We start from the raw sequence: 23,140 nt of genomic DNA, 5'->3' as shown, positions 1-23,140 counted from the left end.
CAGCTTGATGCCTCTGTGCCCAACGTCAAGCAGACGGCTTACCGCATACGCGTGGCATCGTCGCCCCAGCTGCTGCGCAAGGGCAAAGCTGACCTCTGGGACTCTGGCCGTCAGCCGTCTGACCGCCAGCTCTACATCGACTATGCAGGACAGCCGCTCGCCAGCGGCACCCGCTACTACTACCAGATAGAGAGCCAGACCACAGCCGGCAGCGCCGTGAGCCGCGTGGGCAACTGGCTCACTGGCCTGATGGACCGCACCGAGTGGCGTGCCCAGTGGATAGGTGGCAGCTTCGACTCCGACATTGAGGCGCCCAAGGACCGACGCACCCGCATCAACGCCCGCTATCTGCGCCGCGACTTCAGCATCGCGGGGCGTGTAAGGAGCGCCGTGCTCTACATCAGCGGACTGGGACTCTACGAAGCCTACATCAACGGACACCGCATAGGCACGCAGGTGCTTGCCCCCGGACCCACCAACTACGACCGCGAGGTGATGTACAATACCTTTGATGTGACCCGCGAGGTCAGGCGCGGAGCCAACGCCATAGGCGTGGTGCTGGGCAACGGCCGCTTCATGGCCATGCGCAACCCCGGCATGCGCGGATTTGGACTGCCACGGCTCCTGGCCCAGCTCGTGGTGACCACCACCGACGGCCGCCAGACGGTGATAGGCACCGACACCTCGTGGCGCATGATGGCCGACGGCCCCATACAGACCAACAACGAGTTTGACGGCGAGCGTTACGACGCCACCCGCGAGATGCCGGGCTGGAGCCTCGCCGGATATGACGACAGCCGCTGGCGGCAAGCCGAGCGCGTCAAGACTCCGGCGCCCGTGGTGCGCGCACAGATCAACCCCAACATCGAGGTGATGGACAGCGTGGCGCCACGCTCCATCTGCCGCACTGCCGACGGCCGATATATCATGGACATGGGGCAGAACATGGTGGGATGGCTGCGCATCAGACTGCGCGGCGACGAGGGCGACACGCTGCGGCTGCGCTTTGCCGAGCGCATGAAGGACCGCGACTCGCTCTTCATGCTCAATCTGCGCACGGCGCTCGTCACCGACACCTACGTGAGCGCCCACAAGGCTGCTACCTGGGAGCCGAGGTTTACCCTCCACGGCTTCAGGTTTGTCGAGCTGAGCGGTTTCAAGCGCCAGCCCTCGCTTGCCGACATCCAGGGGCGGGTGGTCTACGACCGCATGGCCACCACCGGCACCTTCGACACCTCCAACCCCACCATCAACGCCGTGTACCACTGCGCCGTCTGGGGCATACGCGGCAACTACCGCGGCATACCCACCGACTGTCCGCAGCGTGACGAGCGGTTGGGATGGCTCGGCGACCACGCCACAGGGGCTTATGGCGCCAGTTATATCTACGACGCCCACCAGCTCTACGCCAAATGGGTGCGCGACATCACGCTTACGCAGCGTGCCGACAGTGTGGTGAGCGACATCGCACCGCGCTACTGGAGCGTATACAGTGACAATGTGACCTGGCCCATGGCGTGGTACACCGTGGCAGCGATGCTCGATGAGCAGTATGGTGACTCGCAGCCCCTCCGCGAGGCCTATGAGCCGATGAAGAAGTTCATGCTGCACCTCAAAAACCGTTACGATGACCACGGCATCATCACCCGCGATGTCTACGGAGACTGGTGTCTGCCGCCCGAAAGCCCCGAACTCATACACTCCAAGGACTCTACACGCATCACCCGCGGACCCGTGCTCGCCACGGCAGCCTACTACCGGCTGTGCCGGCTCATGGAGCGCTTTGCCGGGATAGCGGGCAAGACCGCTGATGTGGCGCTGTGGCAGGAGATGGGTAGGGAGACGCGCGAGGCGTTCAACCGCCGCTTCTACCATGCCGACAAGGGCTGGTATGACAACAACACGGTGACCGCCAACATCCTGGCGCTGCGCTGGGGGCTGGTGCCCGAGGGCGAGGCCGATAGAGTGTTTGGCCAGGTGGTAGCCAAGATGACCGCCGCCGGCACTCCCCATATCTCTACCGGTGTGCTGGGCACGCAGGAGATCATGCGCGGACTCACCGACTACGGGCGTGGCGACATAGCCTACACCCTCGCCACCAACCGCACCTATCCCAGTTGGGGATTCATGACCGACCACGGAGCCACCACCATCTGGGAACTGTGGAACGGCGACACCGCCAACCCACGCATGAACTCGGGCAACCATATCATGCTCCTGGGCGACCTCGTCATCTGGTACTACCAGTATCTGGCGGGCATTGGTCAGACCAACGACAGCCGCGGCTACAGCCACATACGTCTGCAGCCCCGCATCCCAGAGGGTCTGAGCCATGTCAATGCCACCCACCGCTCGCCCTATGGTCTCATAGAGAGCCGCTGGCGTAGAGACGGCAATATGCTGCACTGGCAGTTTACCATCCCTGCCAATACTACTGCCGAAGTGTGCATCCCCCAGCGTGGAGGCACCTACGACACGCGCCACTATGGTTCGGGCACCTATGAGGTAAGCACCGCCATCAGGTAGGGCGATAGACCGTCAAAGGGGGCACAAGCTCAATAACCACAATTACCCCAAAATCGGTCATTAGGGCTTGCTTAGAGAAGATAACATTGATTGACAATATGATAATGAAATAGAATAATATGACGAAGAAGGAATCTCTTCAACTATTTGAAGAAAAGAAGGTGCGCACTGTATGGGACGATAAGGAGGAAAAATGGTATTTCTCCATTGTGGATGTATGCGGTGTGCTGACTGACAGCAAAGATGCCAATGCTTATTGGAGAAAGCTGAAGCAGAGGCTCAAAAAAGAAGGTAATGAAACCGTGACAAATTGTCACGGGTTAAAACTTCGTGCCTCAGACGGCAAATTGCGCATGACTGACGTTGCCGACACTGAGCAACTCTTCCGCATTATCCAGTCCATTCCTTCACCGAAGGCAGAGCCTTTCAAGGTATGGATGGCACAGGTGGCAAGCACTCGTTTGGAACAGATGCAGGATCCTGAAAAGAGCATAGACCAAGCCATTGTTGACTACAAACGTTTGGGATATTCCGATGCTTGGATAAACCAGCGTATTAAGTCTATAGAAATCAGAAAAGAACTCACCGATGAATGGGCACGCACTGGTGTACAGCAAGGCCTGCAATATGCTTCTCTTACCGACATCATTACCCAAGAGTGGAGCGGAATGACGACCAAACAGTACAAGAGTTTCAAAGGCTTGAAGAAGGAAAGCCTGCGCGACAATATGACCAACATGGAGATAGCTCTCAATATGCTTGCCGAGGCATCTGCCACGGAGTTGTCCAAACAGCGCAACCCTAATGGATTCCATCAGCAGAAGCAAGTTGCTAAGGATGGTGGCAGCGTGGCGAAAGCGGCACGCACGCAGTTGGAGTCAAAGCTGGGACACGGAGTGATAACACAGGCTAAAGCCAGTGATTATCTGCCAAATATAGAAGATAACGATGAATAAGAATATTTTTGCTGTCCGCTAAAACTCTAAAGAGCACAAATACCTCGCCCGGAGTCCTCTGAAAATGGGATTTCGGGCTTGTTTCTTCAAAAAGTAAGCCCCACTCTAATCAAAACTTGGAGAATGTTATTGATTGAGTGTAAAAAGCGTTAGGTTATGACCACAAATAATCAACCTCTAATGACCGATTTCCTCTATAAATAGTATATTTTTATCCTACTGGTGTAAAAGGTGTTTTATATATGTTTGGGTTTATAGTGGGTTGTTGTCTTGCGCTGCTGCAGCGTTGCGCTTGCGTCTCAGCTCTTCGACCGAGTCGGTAAGGTTGACGATGCCTGTGGTGGGGTCGAGCCTCAGATTGTATTCCTCGTGGCTGCGCTTCCAGCGGTTGTGGGTCCAGAGATAGCACTCGGGCTGCCGGCGTATCGACGCCTCAAGCAGCTGGAAGTAGCGGTCGGTGAGCTGCCACTCGGTGGTCTGCTCGGGATGGTCGGTGATAGGCACGAAGTGGGCCTCGTAGTATCCGCGTCGTATGCGGCGCACGTCGATGTAGAAGACTGCCTGCCGGGTGCCTCGCATTATCTTCTCGGTGCCCGTGAGCACAGGCGTATCGTGGTGGAGGAAGTCGAGCCAGTGGTGGATGTTGTTCCAGAAGGGTATCTGGTCGGATATATATCCCATGATGATAGGCTGGTGCTCGGCACGGTAGCGCGCGATGCGTCTCAGAGTCTCTGCCATAGGTATGCTCTCAGACCCGAAGCGCGAGCGCAGATGCAGGAAGAGGCGGTCGAACTCCTTATTCTCCAGTACATGGTATATCTGTGTGCACTGTGCTGCCTGTGTCACCCACAAGGGTAGTGAGGTAATCCACTCCCAGTTGCAGAAATGTCCGAGATAGATGCCCACGGACTGTCCGCGCTCGATGGCCTCGTTGACCTTGTCTGTTCCGGTGAAGCGCATGTGGCGCATCATCCATCGGCGGTTGACGGAGAGGAGCTTGATGGTCTCGACCAGATAGTCGCAGAACCATGAGTAGAAGCCCCGTTCTATGGCGCGGCGCTGTGTCTCGGACTTCTCGGGGAACGACTCTGCCAGATGCCTGCGCACGAGTCGCTTGCGGTAGCCCACAACGTGGTAGACGAGCAGATAGAAGAAATCTGACACGATGTAGAGTACCCGTAGCGGGAGCAGCGAGAGCAGGTAGAGCAGTCCGAAGATGAACTTGTATAAGATACGCATCATAGTGGTAGTCGTGGGGTTAAACCTGCTGCATGTCGTGCAGCTTTTTGTAATAGCCGTCTATCTGGAGCAGCTCGTCGTGGGTACCCCGCTCTACGATACGGCCCTCGTGGAGCACGCAGATTTCGTCGCTGCTCTTGATGGTAGAGAGTCGGTGGGCTACGGCGATGGTTGTGCGCGTCTTCATGAGTCGCTCCAGCGCCTCCTGGACCAGTCGCTCGCTCTCGGTGTCGAGTGCCGAGGTGGCCTCGTCGAGGATGAGTATGGGCGGGTTCTTGAGTATGGCGCGGGCTATGCTGACGCGCTGTCGCTGTCCGCCGCTGAGTCGTCCGCCGCGGTCGCCGATGTTGGTATCGAAGCCGTGCTCTGACTCGGTGATGAACTCATAGGCATTGGCTATGCGTGCGGCGCGCTCTACCTCTTCCTTGGTGGCGTTGCTCACGCCGAAGGTGATGTTGTTGTAGAACGAGTCGTTGAAGAGGATGGCCTCCTGGTTGACATTGCCGATGAGCTGTCGCAGGTCGTGTATGCCCAGGTCCTTGACATTGATGCCGTCGATGAGCACCTCGCCCTCCTGCACATCGTAGTAACGGGGGATGAGGTCGAGCAGGGTAGACTTGCCCGAGCCGCTCTGTCCCACGATCGCGATGGTCTTGCCCTTGGGTATGACGAGGTTGATGTCGCGCAGCACCCACTGCTGGTCGTAGCGGAAGGACACGTGGCGGAACTCAATCTGGTGCTCCAGCCCGCTGATGTGTACGGGGTCGCTCTTCTCGCGGATGTCTATCTCGGCATTGAGTATGCGGTCGATTCGCTCCATGCTGGCCAGACCCTTGGGGATGTTGTAGCTGGCGCGCGAGAACTCCTTGAGCGGGTTGATGATGGAGTAGAGGATGACGAGGTAGTAGATAAATGTGGGGCCCGTCATGACGTGGCTGCGCAGCACCATGATGCCGCCAAACCACAGCACGATGACTATCATGAGTGTGCCCAGGAACTCGCTCATGGGGTGGGCGGCCTGCTGGCGCACCTGCACGCGGGCGAGGTTGTCACGGTAGCTGGAGTTGGTGCGGTCGAAACGCTGGTTCATCTTCTCCTCGGCGCAGAAGGCCTTGATGATGCGCAGTCCGCCGAGGGTCTCCTCGACCTGGCTCATGGTGTCGCTCCATAGCGCCTGGACTTTGATGCTGCTGGCCTTGAGCTTGCGTCCCACCACGCCCATAAACCATCCGAAGAGGGGCACGAAGCAGAGGGTGAAGAGGGTGAGCTTCCACGAGATGAAGAGCAGGGCGCAGAAGTAGAAGAGTATAAGGATAGGGTTCTTGATGAGCATGTCTATCCAGGCCATGATGCTGTTCTCAATCTCCTGCACGTCGCCGCTCATGCGGGCGATGATGTCGCCCTTGCGCTCTTCGCTGAAGAAGCCGAGCGACAGCGAGGTTATCTTCTTGTACAGCGAGTTGCGGATGTCGCGCACCACGCCTGTACGCATAGGTATGATGGCTGCCGAAGACAGGAAGTAGGCTGCCGTCTTGAGGAAGGTCATGAAGGTGAGGATCAGACCTATCAGCAGCAGAGTGGTCACGGGGTTGGTGATGCTGATCAGTTCGCGCACGTAGTAGTCGGCATTGTTGGACAGCACGTCCTTGATGTTACCGCTGCCCCAATCCATGAGGTGGGTGGCTGTGGCATGTCCCTTGACGTCGAAGAGTATCTGCAGGATGGGGATGATGGCTGCAAACGAGAAGATGTTGAGTATGGCTGCCAGGATATTGAATATCACCGAGCCTACCAGATAACGCTTATAGGGCGGTACGAACCGTCTGATAATTTGTAAAAACTCTTTCATAATTACAAAGGTATGTCATTTATGAATATAAAACAACAAAAGGGGTAATGTTTTTTACGCCTCGGCGTGTATTTCTTCGCCGAAGAGTGTGGCGCTGGTGCTGCCGGTGATGCGCACGCGTATGGTTTCGCCCACGTGGTGGGTGCCCTTGTCCACAACTACCGCCTTGTTTTGCGGGGTGCGGCCCATGAGCTGTTCGCGGCTGCGCTTGCTCACGCTCTCGAGCAGCACATCGAACTCGCGGCCCACATCCTTGCGGTTCTGCTCGGCGCTGACCTCGGTCTGGAGCTGTATGAGCTGGTTGAGTCGGGCAATCTTGACCTCCTCGGGCACATTGTCGGGCAGATGCTTGGAGGCGTAGGTGCCGGGGCGCTCGGAGTACTTGAACATGAAGGCGCTGTCGAAGCCCACCTCGCGCACGAGCGAGAGGGTGAGCTCATGGTCTTCCTCGGTCTCGTCGTGGTAGCCCACAAAGAGGTCGGTGGATATGCCGCAGTCGGGTATGATGCGTCGTATGGCGGCTATGCGCTCCAGATAGTCCTCGCGGGTGTACTTGCGGTTCATCAGATGGAGTATCTTGTTGGAGCCGCTCTGTGCCGGGAAGTGTATGTGGTGGCAGAGATTGGGCTCCTCGGCAATGGCGTAGAGTATGTCGTCGGTCATATCCTCGGGGTTGGAGGTGGTAAAGCGCACGCGCATATCGGGCACCGAGCGCGCCACAAGCCGCAGCAGCTGGGCGAAGGATGTGGAGCCCTCCTCGCGCTTGCCGGCGGGCGAGAGTCCATAGGAATTGACGTTCTGGCCAAGCAGCGTCACCTCGCGGAAGCCCCGGTCGCGCAGGTCGGCCACCTCGCGCAGGATGCTGTCGACATCGCGTGAGCGCTCGCGGCCTCGGGTGTAAGGCACGATGCAGTAGTGGCAGAAGTTGTTGCATCCGCGCATGATGCTGACAAATCCGCTGATGTGGGCGAGGCCTATACGCTGCGGGATTACATCCCGGTAGGTCTCGGTCTTGCTCAGGGCGATGTCGATGGCATTGTGGCCGGTCTCGCACTGCGCCATCATGTCGGGCAGATTGAGATAGCTGTCGGGCCCGCATACCAGATTGGCGTGGTGGTGGTCAATGAGTTCGTCCTTGACGCGCTCTGCCATACATCCCAGTACACCCAGGATGAGGCTGCGGCCCTTCTTCTGCTCGGCATGCAGGGTCTCGAGCCGGTTGTATATCTTGTTCTCGGCGTTCTCGCGTATGCTACAGGTGTTGAGGAAAATGGCGTCGGCGTCGGCCTCATTGTCACACAGGTCGTAGCCCGCCATCTTCATGATGGAAGCCACCACCTCAGAGTCTGCCACGTTCATCTGGCATCCGTAGGTCTCTATATACAGTTGTTTCATTATCTTGAGTTTTCTATAGGTTTTCTATCTGTGTCTGCGTTCAATCATGCCGCGCGAAACGGCCATGAACAGGGCGAAGAAGAGGGCTCCCGTGGCCAGACCTGCCAGCGCGTCGATGGCGTAGTGGGCCTGGATGTAGACCGTGGCGAGGCAGAGGAACACGTAGAGCGGCAGCAGGCATATCAGGAGCTTGCGGCTGCGCACATGCCATAACAGGAGCATGCACACGGTGGATATGCCCACATGGGAGCTGGGGAAGGCTGCCGTGGGGCGTTCTCCGGCGGCTTTGGCGTCTTCGACCATCTGGTAGAAGATGCCGTCGGTATAGCCCGGAGTGGCGAGGCAGTCGGTGTGGGTGCTGAAGTAGTGGCCCAGATTGGGGAACACGCCTTCGGCGATATGGCGCAGACCTGCCGCCTTATAATAAAAGGTGGGGCCCACGACCGGCACCAGGTCGAAGATGACATAAAAGGCCATAAACGATGCCATGATGACGAATATGCAACGCTGGAACTCGGCATAGTGGCGGAGGAAATAGACCAGAGCCACGCAGGCTATCATGGGGTAGTAGGCGGCGTAGCCCATGCTCATCAGCTCGGAGATGACGGGCGAGGAGAACTTCTCGGCAAACACCAGCGCGGGCTGGAAACCAAACAGCGCCTGCTCCCACTGGGCAAAGACGTGGTCCAGATTGGGCAGCACGCGGTTGAGCTCATAGGTATCGGGATACCACCATGCCAGCAGCGCCATCTGTCCCACAACTCGGGCAAACATAGTGGCACGGCAGGGCACGATGCGATAGACTGTCCACAGGGCAGCCATCATCGCCACCACGCGCATGCGGCCCCAAATCATCGAGTCGGGGTTGGCGAGCTTGGTATAGGTAAACAGGATAAAGAGCAGGGTAAACACCAGATAGCCCAGCACCACCCACTCCATCGCCAGGAGTCCGCGGCGCGGCTGTTTCTCTATGCGGAAATAATCTAACAGTTTTTTCACTTCTTGTATGTATTATGATATGCAAGCCGATGGCTTCAGAGCCATCCCTCATTCTTGTACCAGTCTATGGTTTCGGCCACGCCGCGGGCGAGGTCGTAGTGGGGGTGGTAGCCCAGTTCGTCCATAGTGGGCTCGATGTCACAACGCCAGTTGCGCTGGCGCAGGATGTTGAACTTGTCGTGGTTGAGGGCTGAGATGCGTCCGGTGGAACGCGCCACGAGTTCGCCTATGGATGTCACAATCCTCAGCACCCAAACCGGCGCAGTGATGCGTATCCACCAGGGGTTGCCCAATGCCTTACGGATAAGGTTGCTGAAATCGGACGAACGATAGACATTGCCGTCGCTGAGGAAGTATTTGCGACCGTTCATGCCGTGGTCGAGGGTGAGGAATATGGCTTGCACCACGTCTTTGACATAAACAAAGGTGATGTCCTGACGCTGGAAGCCTACGGCGAAGTCGATGTGGTTGCTGATGGATTTCGCCATCATGAAGTAGTCTTTCTCCCGAGGGCCATAGACGCCCGTGGGTCGGAGAATGACGTATGGAAAGTTGTTGCCTACGGACTCGAGGAACCTTTCGGCCTTGAGTTTGCTCTTGCCGTAAGCAGTATTGGGGCGGGGGTAGTCGTGCTCGGTTATCTCCTGATAGGGCTGCTCCTCACGGATGGCTCCCATCACGCTGAGCGAACTGAGATAAACAAAGCGGTGGATGGGCATCTGCAGGTTGAGTATCGCCTTGACCAGCCGCTTGGTTCCCTCGGTGTTGACCTCATAGAACGTGTCCTCGTTGAGGCACTTCGTGGCTCCAGCGGCATGGATGATGTAGTCGAAGGAATGGGTGCTTAACGCCTCTTCCAATCGCTCTTGCGACGAGAAGTCCAGCTCGATAAAGTGGATACGTGGGTCGGCGAGATACTTACGCGAACTCGATGGGCGCACGGCTGCCCAGGTCTCCATGCCTTGGCGCAATGCCTCCTCAACGATAAAGCTGCCTATAAAGCCGCTCGCACCCGTTATAAGTATGTTCATTAATGGTGAATTATGTAATCAGTATGCAAAATTACATGAAAATAAGCGTATTACAAAATAATTGCACCATTTTGTTGGTTTTTGCCCCATTCGCCACCACATTTGGGGGCTTGCGCCCCCTGTCTCCCATGCCTGTGGGTGGCGTCTTGGTGGTGGCGGCGATAGTGGCTACTTCTTGATATGACGATGGGGAATGTCCCACTTCTGGCACTGCTCGCACCAGGCGCGCTCGGTATTGCCGGTATAGTTGGGCTCGTCCACGCGCACATCCATCTTCTTTCCAGCCGGCTTGCGGGTATTTTTCCGCTGCTGCCCACTGCTTGACGGGCTGTTGCTTCGCATCTCCTGGGCGCGGCGGTTATTGTACTCAGCTTCCTGTCGCTGGTGGTTGGCGTCATACTCAAACAAACCATGCTGGGCATGGTATCGATTGATGTTGGCTTCATGTTGCCTGTATACCGACTCGGCAATGGGGCGGTCGTACAGTTGTTGCTGCCCTTTGAGCGGGATATAGATAATGTGGCTCCAGTCTTTGGCTATCTTTATGGTCGGCGCATCGATGTAGGCGCCCTGGCTATAACTAAGGAATCCCGGTTGGTAGAAACGTCCACCCACGACGATGTAGTCGCTCTCATACTTCACGTTGTCGGGGCCGAAATCGCGGGCAAGGATACCCAGGTTGTAGGCTCGGAGCTGTATCCAGCAGCCACCATTGGCGTGGCCCGTGATGTTGAGGCTCACCTCGCCAGCCTTGCCGCCCGATTTGGCATAGAAGTAAGTGGTGTTGGAAGCGGGTAAGGTTCCGAAGGCGGGATGGACGATGCCTGCCGATGTCTGCGCCACGTGACGTTTAGCCTGCGACTGCGTGGCCGCACTGCGTGGAGTCTGCGTGGAAGTAGAGCGATTTCCATTCCGCGCCTGTGCCTGCTGTCGTTGCCTATTGGCAGTCTCCTTGCGCTGTTGCCGAGCCAGCAATCGGTCTTTCTGAGCCTGGTCGGCCTGTGCCATGGCCAGCAGGTTCTGCGTCTTGGCCGTCTTGGGTATCTCGGTGATAAAACACTTGTCTACACGGGCGATGAACTCGTAGAAGGGAGCCGTTATCCGAGTCTTCCACAGTTTGTCGTTGTCGTTGGCACGTGCCAGATAGGGCCCCAAGTACTTCACCATGTTCTTAGCCATGTGCTTGACCATGTGCTTGGGTTTCTTCTGTTCCGGGATGACCGTCTGCCCCATGGCATCGATTACCACGATGGTGCCCCGGTCGGTCTTGCAGGTGAAGAGAGCCGTCCGCTCAATCTGTTCGGGTGTACACTGAGTGCCCTTGTACTTGGTTTGGGTGTAGATGTCATCATCCAGATACAGGTTGTCTATATCGGCGTATATGGGAGGTACAATGACCTCGCCGGCCATGTTCATCAGGCCGTAGTGACGGTCCTTTACAAACCGTATCAGCCCTATTATATTCTCGTTGTGACCGTCAGCGTTGTTGCGCAGAGGGTATGGCCATACATCGTACATACGGTCACCATACTGTCGGTCTCCATCTACAGGGCCGTTGCCTATGCGCTGCATGTCGGCACCCAGTATGTCCCATTTGCCATTGTCCTTGCGTCGGCAGAAGAGCAGTTCGCCCTCCCAGTCGGTGCCATAGTCCCATATCTTTATCTCACTATAAATGTCGCTGATGCGTTGGCCTCGGGCATTGATAACATAGCAGTTGGGGTGGTCATTGATGATAATGTAGTAGGGCGTAATATCGGCAAAGGGATAAGTGCCGTTTCCCACAATGTTAAAGTCGCGGTCTATAATATAATAGTCGTTGCTCCCCTTGTACCGTGCCTCGCCTAAATAGCATCGATAGGGGAAGAAGAGGAAATCGAAGTAAGGCTGGACAACCCATTGGCCAGAGCTGTCGACGATACCCTGCAGGCCATTGGGGCCTTTCTTGGTGGTGCAGGTAGGAAACTTCCACTTGTCGAACCGCGATTGTGCGCTGGAGACTACTGTCGACAGACCCAGGAGGGCAATGAGCAGGCTGCGTCGAATGGAGATTGTGGGCATAAGCTATATTTTATAGAGTTAGATATACTGCATCAGCACATCCCATACACAGATGATATGGCACACCGAACCGAGGAGCACGAAGAAGTGGAAGATGGTATGGTTGTACTGCCGCTTGTGCAGCGTATAGAAAAGCGCGCCGGTGATATAGGCCACTCCCTCGGCGATAAGCCATACCACTGCCGAGGTACTCACGGCATCCATCAGCGGCTTGAAGGCTGCCAGCACCGACAAGCCCATCAGCACAAAGCATAGGGTTTCGAGGTTGCTGTGGGCCTTGAGCTTGCGAAATGCCATGACGGTGCCGGTGATGGCGCAGAGCCACACGAAGACAAACAATCCCCATCCCCAGTAGCCCTCATCGCGCAGAGCCACGAGGGTAATGGGCGAATAGGAGCCGGCTATGTGCCAGTAGATGGCGGCATGGTCCCATCGGCGCAGCCGCTCTTTCCATACAGACTTGGCGCTGAGGGCGTGGTAGACGGTGGATGCTGTATAGGAGCAGAGCATGCCAAAGAGGTAGAGTATCACGCCCGCCGTGGCCCAGCCGTTGTGGGCCTGGGCGCACCATACCAGAAAGATGGTGCCTATCACCACGCCGAGCATGATGCCGCCGGCGTGGCTCCACGAGTTCCAGAGTTCCTCTGTGTGCGTGTACTTTATCTTCATCTCCTATGGCGCATCTTGACCACGGGCTTGTCATTGCCGACAAGCGTGAAGTCGAGTTGTTTCTTTTCGAGATTGGTCTTGGCCACCTGGATGCGCACGGCGTCGCCCAGCTGGTACTTGTGGTGGCGACGACGGCCCACGAGGCAGAAGTTGCGCTCGTCAAACTCGTAGTAGTCGTCGTCCAGGTCGCGCATGGGTATCATGCCTTCACAGTGGTTCTCGTCTATCTCGGCATAGATGCCATAGGCTGTGATGCCGCTGATGTGGGCGTCGAACTGCTCGCCCAGGTGGTCGCCCATAAATTCCACCATCTTGTACTTGATGGAGTCGCGCTCGGCGTTCTGTGCCACCAGTTCCATGTCAGAGCAGTGCTCGCAGAGCTCCTCATAGTGCTTGGCGTTGGCCGAACGGCCGCCCTCAGCGTAGCGGGTGAGCAGGCGGTGGACCATGGTGTCGGGATAGCGGCGGATGGGACTGGTAAAGTGGGTGTAGTATTCGAACGCCAGACCGAAGTGGCCTATGTTCTTGGTGGTGTATTTGGCCTTCATCATGGCTCTCAGCGCCACCTTTTGTATCAAGTTCTGCTCGGGATGTCCCTCACATTCCTCCATGAGTCGGTTGATGCTCTTTGCCATGGCTTTCTTGGTTCCGTCGGTCTTTACCCTGTATCCGAACTTGGCGATAAACTCACGCAGCGTCTCCATCTTTTGTGGATCGGGGTTGTCGTGTACGCGGTAAGGCAGCGTTTTGGCCTTCCTGCCTTTCGCGGTCTTGCCCACGCTCTCAGCCACAGTCCTGTTGGCGAGCAGCATGAATTCCTCTATCAGTTTGTTGGCGTCCTTTGAGCGCTTGAAGTAGCAGCGTATGGGTTTGCCCTTTTCGTCGATGTCGAAGCGCAGTTCCTCTGAGTCAAACTTCACTGCACCATTCTTGAACCGGGCAGCGCGCAGCCTCTTGGCCAGTCTGTCGAGAGTCACTATCTGTTCGGCGTTCTCGCCACGGTATTTGCCGTCCTTGGGCTTGGGAGCCGGTTCGCCGGTGCCATCCACCACTCCGTTGTCTTCCAGTATCTTCTGCGCGTCTTCATAAGCATATCTGCGGTTAGACCGGATGATGGTATGCACGATGCGGTAGTCTCTTACCATGGCGTCTTCGTCGAGGTTGAAGACCACGCTGTAGCAGAGCTTGTCTTCGTCGGGGCGCAGCGAGCAGACGAAGTTGCACAGCCGCTCGGGCAGCATGGGGATGGTGCGGTCTACCAGATAGATAGACGTGGCGCGACGCTCGGCCTCGCGGTCTATGATGTCGCCCTCGTGCACATAGTGAGACACGTCGGCGATATGTACGCCTACCTCCCAGAGTCCGTTGTCGAGGCGCTTGATAGACAGCGCGTCGTCAAAGTCCTTGGCGTCCTTGGGGTCTATGGTACAGGTCCAGGTGTTGCGGAAGTCCTCGCGCTCGGCCTCGTCCTGCTTCGTGATTTCGCCCGTTATCTTGTCGGCGGCATCTTCCACAGCCTTGGGGTAGCGGTAGGGCAGTCCGTACTGGGCGAGGATGGTGTTCATCTCCACATCGTTGTCGCCACACTTGCCCAGGATGTCCACCACTTCGCCTATCATGTTGGTGTGCTCCTCGTCGGGCCAGCTCACAATCTTTACCACCGCCTTGTCGTCGGTCTGACCTTTCTTCAGCCTCTTCTTGGGGATGAGTATGTCGCGCGCCAGATTGTCGTTGGTCTTCAGGAAGGCGATGTCCTTGCCTACCACCAGCTTGCCCACGAAGGTGTCTTTCTTGCGCTCCAGTATCTCTATCACCTTGGCCTCCTTGATATGGTTCTGGCGACGCGCCATCACCGATACCCTCACCTTGTCGCCGTCGAGCGCGCCCATGGAGTTGCGCTCCGACACGAAGATGGGCTGCTCGCCGTCGGAGGGTACGAATGAGTTCTTGCCGTTAGACTTCCGTCTGAATACGCCTTCCTGTACCTGGCCCTTGGTGTTGAGCTGATACGAGTTGATGGACGTGCGCACGAGGAAGTCGTCCCACGCCATCTCTTCCATCGTGTCTACTGCCAGCATCTTGGCAGGATGGGTGTCCAGGTGTAGGGCTCTGAATATCTCTTTGAATGTATAGACTCGTTCCGGATTTGCGGAGAAGAAATTAACCAGCATCTCGGACAGCTGCCGTTTGGTGATGCGCTTCCCGCCTTTCTTTGCTTTTCCCATAATGGTAGTGTTTTAGAATTATATTGCAAATTAAGGGAAAAAAAATGATATAACGAAGAAAAAGTTGATAAATTTCGGTTACACCCTCGTCAGCCCTGCCGTTATGGTGACGACGATGCCGCCCTCCGCCATATATATTAATAAGGTGTAGGCAGTCTCCTTGCCCCTTGCCCTTGCCCCTACGGTGGCGGCAAGCCCCTCTGATGGCGTCGCCAGCCCCCCGACGCGCGCCGAAATCAGGAAAATGCATATAATCGTCACTCCCTCAGTCAATTTCTTGGTAGAAAGCATCTCGCAATTCAAGTTTTTTATCTAACTTTGTCCCATACGAATATTTATAACCACTTTTACAGAGCACAACTAATTCATGAAAAAAAGAGGAATTACCACATTGTGGCTTCTGATGGTGGCGCTGGTCATGATGGCCAAGAGCTATACCGTCACATCGCCCAACGGGCAGCTTACCGCCCAGGTAGAGGTAGGCACAGTCATCAAGTACAGTCTCAAGGACGCCAGCCAGCAGCTCGTGCTGCCCTCGGCCATAGCCCTCAAGACCGACAGAGGCACATGGGGAGAGAACTCCCATCTGCGCCGTGCCGTGAAGACAACCCACCGTGGCCAGATAGCCGCCTTTGCCTACAAGCGCAACGAGGTGAGCGACTGCTACAACCAGTTGCGCCTCCAGTTCAAGGAGGGATTTGACCTCATCTTCCGCCTCTACGACGAGGGCATGGCCTACCGTTTCGCCTCGACCCTCAAGAGCGAGGTTACCATCAACGACGAGCAGGCGCAGATGCGTTTTGCCCGCGACTGGAAAGCGCAGATACCCTATGTGCGCGACAGTGGCGACCGCGAAGACCAGCTCCACAACTCGTTTGAGAACAACTATACCCACACCGCGCTGTCACAGCTCATGGACACCCGCCTCATCTTCACCCCGCTCATCGTCGAGGCCGACAAGGGCGTGCGGCTCTGCGTGGCAGAGAGCGATGTCGAGCACTATCCCGGGCTCTTCTGGCTGGGCAACGGCAAGACGCCCGAGCTCACCGGCGTGTGTGCCCCCTATCCCAGCGGCATCAAGATTGGAGGCTACCGACTGCTCGAGCAGCTGCCCACAGGTCGCGAGAACTATCTCGTCAAGGCCCATGCGCAGCAGCAGTTCCCCTGGCGCATCATCTGCTATGCCACTGCCGACGAGCAGTTGCTCGACAACGACATGGTATACCGCCTTGCCTCACCCTCTCGCCTCGCCGACACCTCATGGATACGCCCCGGCAAGGTGGCTTGGGACTGGTGGAACGACTGGGGAGTATACAAGGTAGACTTCCGGGCCGGTATCAACACCGAAACCTATAAGTACTACATCGACTTTGCCCACCGCCACGGCATAGAGTACATCCTCCTCGACGAGGGATGGGCCAAGCGCCGTCGCAACGACCTCTTCGCCATCGTGCCGGGCATAGACATCAAGGCCATCGTAGACTATGGCAAGGCCAAGGGCGTCGGCGTGATCCTCTGGGCCGGCTACTATCCCTTCGACAAGGACATGGAGCGCGTGTGCAAGCACTACTCGGAGATGGGAGTCAAGGGCTTCAAGGTCGACTTCATCAACAGCGACGACGCCCGCATCGTAGACTTCCACTACCGTGCCGCCGCGATGACCGCCAAGTACCACCTGCTCATCGACTTCCACGGCACCTACAAGCCCACCGGACTCAACCGCACCTATCCCAATGTCATCAACTTTGAGGGCGTCAACGGACAGGAGCAGACCAAGTGGTGTACCATCAAGGAGTACAACCAGCCTCTCTACGATGTCACCGTACCCTTTGCCCGCATGCTCGCCGGACCTATGGACTACACCCAGGGAGCCATGATCAACGGCACCCAGACCACCTATGCCCCCAACAACTCACGGCCTATGAGCCAGGGCACCCGCACCCACCAGCTGGCGCAGTATGTGGTCTTCCTCTCGCCCCTCAATATGCTCTGCGACTCGCCCACCCACTACAACCAGGAAGAGGAGTGCACCCGATTTATCGTGTCGGTACCCACCGTCTGGGACGAGACCATCCCGCTCAAGAGCGAGATAGGTGAGTATGTGGCAGTGGCACGCCGCAAGGACGGCAAATGGTTTGTGGGTGCGCTCACCAACTGGACCGCGCGCGACCTCACCCTCGACCTCTCGCCGCTCAACATCGCCGGTCGCCAGGCCGACGCGTTCTACGACGGTATCAATGCCGACCGCTCGGCAGAAGACTACAAGCGCTGCCAGATTACCATCCCTGAGGACGGCAAGCTCAAGGTGCACCTCGCCCCCGGCGGTGGATTTGTCATGGCGGTAGAGTAGGAGAGCGCCACTATCTCCGCCACGGCGGAATGCCCCGATACAGAGCCTCGGGCGTAGCATACGGGTTTGCCCGATTGCCCCGAGGCCGATACTGATGGAAATACGGATATCGCTGATTTGCCTGATAGCATTTGCCAAGAATATCAGACAAATCAGCGATATCCGTATTCGTTTTGTAGGAGCAGATATAGATGCGGTGATTGGTTTAGGGGTTGATGCTTGTGATGGAGGTGAGGTCGGGTGATTGGTTTGGGGTTGATAATTGTGATGGATGCGAGGTTGGTGATTGGTTTGGGGGTGATGATTGTGATGGATGCGAGGTCGGCGATTGGTTTGTGGTTGATGCTTGTGATGGATGTGGGGTTGGGAGACAGGTTTGTGGTTGATGCTTGTGAAGAATATAGGGTTGGGTGACAGGCCTGATTTTATGGGCATCGTCCCCAAGGCATAGCAGGTCCATTCCAGCAGCAACTCTGTAGGAGTTGCGTTTCCCCAGCCCAGGGTTGCGGGCGAAGCACGCTACCCTGGGTATATATACAATAAGGTATAGCAATGCTGTAAGTATTGCGATTAGCCGAAGGCGTTACCCCGACGCAAACCCATCGCTACCTATATGTAGGGGAATTATCCAACTGAGTATAACGCCTACGGCTAAGCGCAACTCTTACAGAGTAGCAATATTAGTGGGTGCATTACCCAGGGTAGCGGGCCATGCCCGCAACCCTGGGCTATGTAATCGCAACTCCTACAGAGTTGCCGGGGGATGCGTACCATCCACAACGGACTAACCATACATGCCCCATCGGTTCGCACCATCCACAATGTGCTAACCATACATGACGCATAGGTGCGTACTATCTATAATAAATGGAGGCCCGTCAGCAGCGGCAACTCCTACAGAGTTGCCAGGGGATGCGTACCATCCACAACGGACTAACCATATATGCCCCATCGGTTCGCACCATCCACAATGTGCTAACCATACATGACGCATAGGTGCGTACTATCTATAATAAATGGAGGCCCGTCAGCAGCAGCAACTCTGTAGGAGTTGCGATTTCCCAGCCCAGGGTTGAGGGGCGAAACTCCTCTACCCTGGGTAAGGATATAAAAAGAGATGGCAACTCTGTAGGAGTTGCGATTAGCCGAAGGCGTTATACTCAATCTTATTATTCCCATCAACCCATTACTGGCAATTATCCTGCTGCGGGTAACGCCTACGGCTAAGCGCAACTCTTACAGAGTAGCAATATTAGTGGGTGCATTACCCAGGGTAGCGGGCCATGCCCGCAACCCTGGGCTATGTAATCGCAACTCCTACAGAGTTGCCGGGGGTGCGTACCAGCCATCGCAGAAGCCCCATCTCGGCCTTCTGCAACCCTCACAACCACCCCCAACGCAGATAATCATAAAAAATGTTTGATTTCTGTAATACATATTCAAAAATATGCGTAACTTTGTCTGTGAAAACAATATACGCGATATGAACGACAACCACAACAGCCGACGGGGAGGACGACGCGAGGGCGCCGGACGACCATCGACAGACAGCAAACTCTTTACCTTCAGGGCACCACGACAGGTGGCGACGCTGATAGACAGCCACCCCAACAAGAGCGAGTTTATCACCCGATGCATCCGACAGGCTGCCAGCGCCACCACAGCGCTCGGGCGGATGGGCACCGTGGTGAGCGCCACCGAACTGGACGACCTCGCGCTGCCCTACTTCGACATAGGGCTGGTGGCGGGCTTCCCCATACCGCTCGACAACGACGAGCGCAGCCAGGACATCAACCTCCTGCGCATGCTCTGCCCCAACCCCGAAGCATCGTATCTCATACGCGTCGAGGGCAACTCGATGATAGACGCCGACATCCACTCGGGCGACATCGTCATCGTAGACAAGAGCCGCCGCAACCCCTCGGAGAGCGAGGTGGCGGTATGCGAGCTCAATGGAGAGTACACCCTCAAGCGCTTTGTACGGCGGGGCGACGAGGGATGGCTCGTTCCCGCCAACCCCGACTTCCCCGAGATACGCGTGACGCCCGCCGACTCCTTCAGCGTATGGGGTACGGTGACGTATATCATCCACCGGCCCAGAGACTGACGATATGTGGGCACTGGTAGATTGCAATAGCTTCTTCTGTTCGGTAGAGAAGGTGTTCCACCCGGGACTCCAGGGACGACCCGTGTGCGTGCTGTCGAGCAACGACGGCTGCATCGTGGCGCTCACGCCCGAAGCCAAGGCCGTGGGACTGCGCCGCGGCGACCCGCTCTTCAAGGTGAGCGACATCGTGGAGCGCCACCAGGTCAGAGTGTTCTCGACCAACATGCAGCTCTACGCCGCCATGAGCAAGCGGGTGACCAACATACTGCGGCAGAGCATCATGCGCGTCGAGAATTACAGCATCGACGAGAGCTTCTGCGACCTCGGAGGATATGAGCGCCACCACAACCTGGCGGAGATGATGCGCGACATAGCCGGGCGCATACGCCTGTGGACCGACATACCCGTGAGCGTGGGCATAGCCCCCTCCAAGACCCTCGCCAAGATGGGCAGCAAGTTTGCCAAGCAGTATCGCGGCTACCACGGCGTGTGCTGCATAGACAGCGACGACAAGCGGCGCCGCGCGCTGCAGCTCTTCGACCTCGCCGACGTGTGGGGGATAGGACGCCGTACGCTGGAGCGGCTCAACTATTACGGCATACACTCGCCGCTGCAACTGGCAGACAAGAGCGAGGCGTGGGTGAAGAGCCATCTCGCCAAACCGGGGGTGCAGACATGGATGGAACTCAACGGCCAGCCCTGTATAGACACCACCGAGGTGAGGCGCAACCAGACGGTGACCACCTCGCGCAGCTTCGGCAGCATGGTCGAGAGCATGGAGCAGCTCAAGTCGGCGGTAGCCACCTTTGCCGCGTCGTGCGCCAACAAGCTGAGAGGTCAGCAGGCCGTGGCGCGACAGGTCACGGTGTTTATCGCCAGCAACGCCTTCCGCGACGACCTGGCGCAGTATGCCAATGCCGCCACCGTGACGCTGCTCACCCATACGGCCGACACCATGGAGATAACCGCCGCCGCTCTCCAGGCGCTGGCGCACATCTACCACCACGGGGTGATGTACAAGAGGGCAGGGGTGACGGTGAGCGACATCATCGCCGCCCACGCCGCCACAGCCGACCTCTTCGACCCCATCACCAACAGGGCAGAGCGGGCACAGCTCATGGCAGCCACCGACAACATCAACCAGCGCTACGGGCTGAAGACCATCAGACTGGCAGCCGAAGGCGACGAGCAGCAGCCCTGGAAGGTGAAATGCGAGCACCGCAGCCCCAACTACCTCACGGATATCAGAGACATACTCGTAGTGGGATGACCCCACGCGCCGTGCAGACCACCATGGCCGGCACGCACCGTAAGTCACGAGCCCTCGTGTCGTACGAAACGAGTCCACGTATCAACCGTCACGTGCCCACGTATCAACCGTCACGAGCCCGCCATGACCATCGCTACGGCAGCCAATGCGGTCGCGACAACCCTAAGGACGGTCGCGCCGTTCCCCGAGGCCATCATAATCATTACCATGATAGTCATTATTATTGCAGAGTTGGATATAAGGATTGCAGCGTTGGCCATAAATAATGCAGAGCAGCCAACAAGTGTTTCAAGGTTTGATACACATTTTCCCACGGTGTTCAAATGTAAATGCAAATCGGTTGATGGGGCCGTATTTGGATGGTGCGCACCTCTGGCAACTCTGACGGAGTTGCGATTACATAGCCCAGGGTTGCGGGCATGGCCCGCTACCCTGGGTAATGCCCCCACTAATATAGCTACTCTGTAAGAGTTGCGCTTAGCCGTAGGCGTTATACTCAGTTGGATAATTCCCCTACATATAGGTAGTGATGGGTTTGCGTCGGGGTAACGCCTTCGGCTAAACGCAACTCCTACAGAGTTGCTATGCCTTATTATAAATATACCCAAGGTAGAGGCGCGTTGCCCCTCTGCCCTGGGCTTGGAAATCGCACATCCTACAGGGTTGCTGTAGGAATGTGGGCGGTATGTGATAACTGGCTCTATGAGAGCTGTGACGGTTGCGGAGTTTTGGGCCGCATCATGCGCCGTGCTGGCGTACGCCCATGCGGGCCTCAACTACGTTGACGATGTAGTCGCCCAGCTTCTCGCACTCCTGGATGATATCCATATACATGGTACCACAAGCGTAGGAGTAGGCGTGTTCGTTGACATCGTTGATGTTCTGGGTCTTGAGCTGTCCGCGATAGTTGTTGATTTCGGTCTCAAGGTTGAACGAGGTGTTGGGGTCGAAGTTCTCCTTGTGGCGCTTGAACATGGTGTTCATCTGGGTAAGTGCCGAGTCGATGAGTCCAAACATCTGATGCGTGTGGTCGTACTGCTTCTCGGTGAAGTCTTCCTTGCTCTTGAACTTGCGGTTGAGGGTGCGCGCAATGTTGTAACAGCTGTCGCCGATAGACTCTATTTCGCTTATCTCGCGCAGCATGGCGCGTATCTTGGCCTTGGTCTCGTCGCTGAGGTGCGAGTCGCTGACGTTGTCGAGGTAGTTGCCTATCTCAATCTCCATGTGGTCTGATATGCCTTCATACTTCTCGATGCGCGAGAAGAGCTTGATGAACTTATCGCTATCCTTCTCGTAGAGCAACTCATTGACCATGCCAAACATGCGCTGTATACGCTCCGAGTAGCTCTGTATTTCTTTCTGCGCCTCAAGCACTGAGAGCTCGGGGGTCTTCATGATACCGCTCTGGATGAACCGCAGGCGGAAGTCTTCGTCCTCGGCATTGGGTTTCGGCTTGATGAGTCGGCACACGAGTCGCTCTATCTGCGGGATGAACCACACGAGGATAGAGGTGTTGGCGAGGTTGAAGGTGGTGTGGAAGGCAGCGAGCACGAAACTGAGCTTGGCGGCGTTGGCGAGGAAGCCGGGGTCGCCCTGATGGAGCGACTCGTCGTAGCCCACAAATCCGCAGACCATGTCGACAAACGGGCGGAACACGAGCAGTATCCAGCACACGCCGAAGAGGTTGAACACCATGTGTGCCAAGGCTGCACGGCGGGCTTGGGCGTTGGCGGTGAGCGCAGCCACATTGGAGGTGACAGTGGTACCGATATTCTCACCCATCACCAAGGCTATACCCTGATAGATGGGCAGCACGCCGGTAGAGCAGAGTATCATGGTGATGGCCATGATGGCTGCCGAGCTCTGCACACACATGGTGAGCAGACTGCCGATGATGAGGAAGGTCACGGTGGTGAGCAGGCTGTTGGGGTCGAAGCTCTGGAAGAAGTCGAGTACAGCCTGGTTGTGGGAGAGGTCCATGTCGATACCCGTCTGGCGCAGGGTGCCCAGTCCGAGGAACATGAAGGAGATACCGAAAATGAAATCGCCGACCATCTTCCGCTTCTTGGAATAAATCAAGATGATAGCGATGAAGAAAGCCGGCCATACGAAGTCGGTAATGTTGAAAGAGAAACCCGCGCTCATAATCCATGCCGTAAGCGTGGTGCCGATATTGGCTCCCATGATGACGGAGATGGCTTGGGCCAAAGTGAGCAAACCGGCATTGACAAACGATACCGTCATTACGGTAGTGGCGGTAGACGACTGTACCGCGGCTGTAATAAACGTACCGGTAAGGATGCCCATTAAACGGTTGGTTGTCATGGCGCCAAGGATATGGCGCAGCTGTGGTCCTGCCATCTTCTGCAGGCTGTCGCTCATCGTTTTCATACCAAACATAAGCAAGGCTAATGAACCGATAAGCTTAAAAAAAATCCAAATCGACATATTTTTGATAAAAAG

At 56.6% G+C, this 23,140-nt stretch carries 16 protein-coding genes; 6 read left to right on the top strand and 10 right to left on the bottom strand.

What is annotated here, in order from left to right; translation table 11 throughout:
• Both CIK94_RS02450 and CIK94_RS02445 read left to right on the top strand, forming a co-directional pair.
• Nucleotides 1-2,526 (top strand): alpha-L-rhamnosidase (locus CIK94_RS02450; RefSeq protein WP_094421117.1); only part of this gene is annotated, 2,526 nt, incomplete at its 5' end.
• A 119-nt stretch (nucleotides 2,527-2,645) separates the two neighbouring features.
• Complete coding sequence (locus CIK94_RS02445; protein WP_094386769.1) at nucleotides 2,646-3,482, top strand: Bro-N domain-containing protein; 837 nt, start codon at nucleotides 2,646-2,648, stop codon at nucleotides 3,480-3,482.
• A gap of 252 nt (nucleotides 3,483-3,734) precedes the next feature.
• Here CIK94_RS02445 and CIK94_RS02440 read toward each other — a convergent pair whose 3' ends face one another.
• From CIK94_RS02440 to CIK94_RS02400, 9 genes are all read right to left on the bottom strand, one after another.
• Complete coding sequence (locus CIK94_RS02440) at nucleotides 3,735-4,724, bottom strand: lysophospholipid acyltransferase family protein (protein WP_022310461.1); 990 nt, start codon at nucleotides 4,722-4,724, stop codon at nucleotides 3,735-3,737.
• A 16-nt stretch (nucleotides 4,725-4,740) separates the two neighbouring features.
• A complete protein-coding gene (locus CIK94_RS02435; protein ID WP_094386768.1) occupies nucleotides 4,741-6,570 on the bottom strand; it encodes an ABC transporter ATP-binding protein in 1,830 nt (609 codons plus the stop codon).
• Nucleotides 6,571-6,624: 54 nt separating this feature from the next.
• Nucleotides 6,625-7,965, bottom strand: a complete 1,341-nt coding sequence (gene miaB, locus CIK94_RS02430) for a tRNA (N6-isopentenyl adenosine(37)-C2)-methylthiotransferase MiaB (protein WP_022310459.1) — start codon at nucleotides 7,963-7,965, stop codon at nucleotides 6,625-6,627.
• Between the two features lie 24 nt (nucleotides 7,966-7,989).
• Entirely contained in the window at nucleotides 7,990-8,904 is a 915-nt protein-coding gene (locus CIK94_RS02425; protein WP_094421121.1) for a phosphatase PAP2 family protein, read from the bottom strand.
• 95 nt (nucleotides 8,905-8,999) lie between these two features.
• The gene (locus CIK94_RS02420; protein ID WP_022310457.1) at nucleotides 9,000-9,995 is read right to left on the bottom strand and encodes an NAD(P)-dependent oxidoreductase; all 996 of its coding nucleotides are present in this window, start codon (nucleotides 9,993-9,995) and stop codon (nucleotides 9,000-9,002) included.
• A gap of 168 nt (nucleotides 9,996-10,163) precedes the next feature.
• Complete coding sequence (locus CIK94_RS02415; protein WP_094421114.1) at nucleotides 10,164-12,056, bottom strand: hypothetical protein; 1,893 nt, start codon at nucleotides 12,054-12,056, stop codon at nucleotides 10,164-10,166.
• Nucleotides 12,057-12,074: 18 nt separating this feature from the next.
• On the bottom strand, nucleotides 12,075-12,725 hold the full coding sequence (locus CIK94_RS02410; RefSeq protein WP_094389015.1) for a hemolysin III family protein: 651 nt from the start codon (nucleotides 12,723-12,725) through the stop codon (nucleotides 12,075-12,077).
• Nucleotides 12,722-14,950, bottom strand: coding sequence for a ribonuclease R (gene rnr, locus CIK94_RS02405; protein WP_094389016.1), 2,229 nt, complete (start codon nucleotides 14,948-14,950; stop codon nucleotides 12,722-12,724). Before rnr ends, CIK94_RS02410 begins: the two co-directional genes overlap by 4 nt.
• Nucleotides 14,951-15,028: 78 nt before the next feature.
• A complete protein-coding gene (locus tag CIK94_RS02400) occupies nucleotides 15,029-15,253 on the bottom strand; it encodes a hypothetical protein (RefSeq protein WP_144008274.1) in 225 nt (74 codons plus the stop codon).
• A gap of 64 nt (nucleotides 15,254-15,317) precedes the next feature.
• Between CIK94_RS02400 and CIK94_RS02395 the strand changes: the two genes are divergently transcribed.
• The 4 genes from CIK94_RS02395 (at nucleotide 15,318) to CIK94_RS02385 (ending at nucleotide 20,677) form a co-directional block, all read left to right on the top strand.
• Nucleotides 15,318-17,300, top strand: a complete 1,983-nt coding sequence (locus CIK94_RS02395) for a glycoside hydrolase family 97 protein (RefSeq protein ID WP_094386761.1) — start codon at nucleotides 15,318-15,320, stop codon at nucleotides 17,298-17,300.
• A gap of 94 nt (nucleotides 17,301-17,394) precedes the next feature.
• Entirely contained in the window at nucleotides 17,395-17,544 is a 150-nt protein-coding gene (locus CIK94_RS14300) for a hypothetical protein (protein ID WP_158216498.1), read from the top strand.
• A 1,203-nt stretch (nucleotides 17,545-18,747) separates the two neighbouring features.
• Nucleotides 18,748-19,407: a LexA family transcriptional regulator gene (locus CIK94_RS02390; RefSeq protein ID WP_022310450.1), complete on the top strand. Its 660-nt coding sequence runs from the start codon at nucleotides 18,748-18,750 to the stop codon at nucleotides 19,405-19,407.
• Nucleotides 19,408-19,411: 4 nt separating this feature from the next.
• Nucleotides 19,412-20,677 carry a Y-family DNA polymerase gene (locus CIK94_RS02385; RefSeq protein WP_094389019.1) on the top strand — a complete coding sequence of 422 codons (1,266 nt, stop codon included), beginning with the start codon at nucleotides 19,412-19,414 and terminating at the stop codon, nucleotides 20,675-20,677.
• A 738-nt stretch (nucleotides 20,678-21,415) separates the two neighbouring features.
• Here CIK94_RS02385 and CIK94_RS02380 read toward each other — a convergent pair.
• Nucleotides 21,416-23,125: a Na/Pi cotransporter family protein gene (locus tag CIK94_RS02380; RefSeq protein ID WP_022309866.1), complete on the bottom strand. Its 1,710-nt coding sequence runs from the start codon at nucleotides 23,123-23,125 to the stop codon at nucleotides 21,416-21,418.
• Between the last annotated feature and the right edge of the window lie 15 nt (nucleotides 23,126-23,140).

It is taken from the genome of Prevotella sp. P4-51 (genome assembly GCF_002251455.1).
Taxonomy (GTDB): Bacteria; Bacteroidota; Bacteroidia; order Bacteroidales; family Bacteroidaceae; genus Prevotella.
Note: the sequence above shows the minus strand (reverse complement) of the source record. Positions and strands in the feature narration are given on the sequence as shown.

Bases quoted from the DNA above. Each gene is read 5' to 3' on its own strand.
- CIK94_RS02385 (WP_094389019.1), top strand. From the start codon at position 19,412: ATGTGGGCACTGGTAGATTGCAATAGCTTCTTCTGTTCGGTAGAGAAG.
- CIK94_RS02435 (WP_094386768.1), bottom strand. From the start codon at position 6,570: ATGAAAGAGTTTTTACAAATTATCAGACGGTTCGTACCGCCCTATAAG.
- CIK94_RS02425 (WP_094421121.1), bottom strand. From the start codon at position 8,904: ATGGAGTGGGTGGTGCTGGGCTATCTGGTGTTTACCCTGCTCTTTATC.
- CIK94_RS02380 (WP_022309866.1), bottom strand. From the start codon at position 23,125: ATGTCGATTTGGATTTTTTTTAAGCTTATCGGTTCATTAGCCTTGCTT.
- CIK94_RS02445 (WP_094386769.1), top strand. From the start codon at position 2,646: ATGACGAAGAAGGAATCTCTTCAACTATTTGAAGAAAAGAAGGTGCGC.
- miaB (WP_022310459.1), bottom strand. From the start codon at position 7,965: ATGAAACAACTGTATATAGAGACCTACGGATGCCAGATGAACGTGGCA.
- CIK94_RS02410 (WP_094389015.1), bottom strand. From the start codon at position 12,725: ATGAAGATAAAGTACACGCACACAGAGGAACTCTGGAACTCGTGGAGC.
- rnr (WP_094389016.1), bottom strand. From the start codon at position 14,950: ATGGGAAAAGCAAAGAAAGGCGGGAAGCGCATCACCAAACGGCAGCTG.
- CIK94_RS14300 (WP_158216498.1), top strand. From the start codon at position 17,395: ATGGAAATACGGATATCGCTGATTTGCCTGATAGCATTTGCCAAGAAT.
- CIK94_RS02420 (WP_022310457.1), bottom strand. From the start codon at position 9,995: ATGAACATACTTATAACGGGTGCGAGCGGCTTTATAGGCAGCTTTATC.
- CIK94_RS02440 (WP_022310461.1), bottom strand. From the start codon at position 4,724: ATGATGCGTATCTTATACAAGTTCATCTTCGGACTGCTCTACCTGCTC.
- CIK94_RS02395 (WP_094386761.1), top strand. From the start codon at position 15,318: ATGAAAAAAAGAGGAATTACCACATTGTGGCTTCTGATGGTGGCGCTG.
- CIK94_RS02390 (WP_022310450.1), top strand. From the start codon at position 18,748: ATGCGTAACTTTGTCTGTGAAAACAATATACGCGATATGAACGACAAC.
- CIK94_RS02415 (WP_094421114.1), bottom strand. From the start codon at position 12,056: ATGCCCACAATCTCCATTCGACGCAGCCTGCTCATTGCCCTCCTGGGT.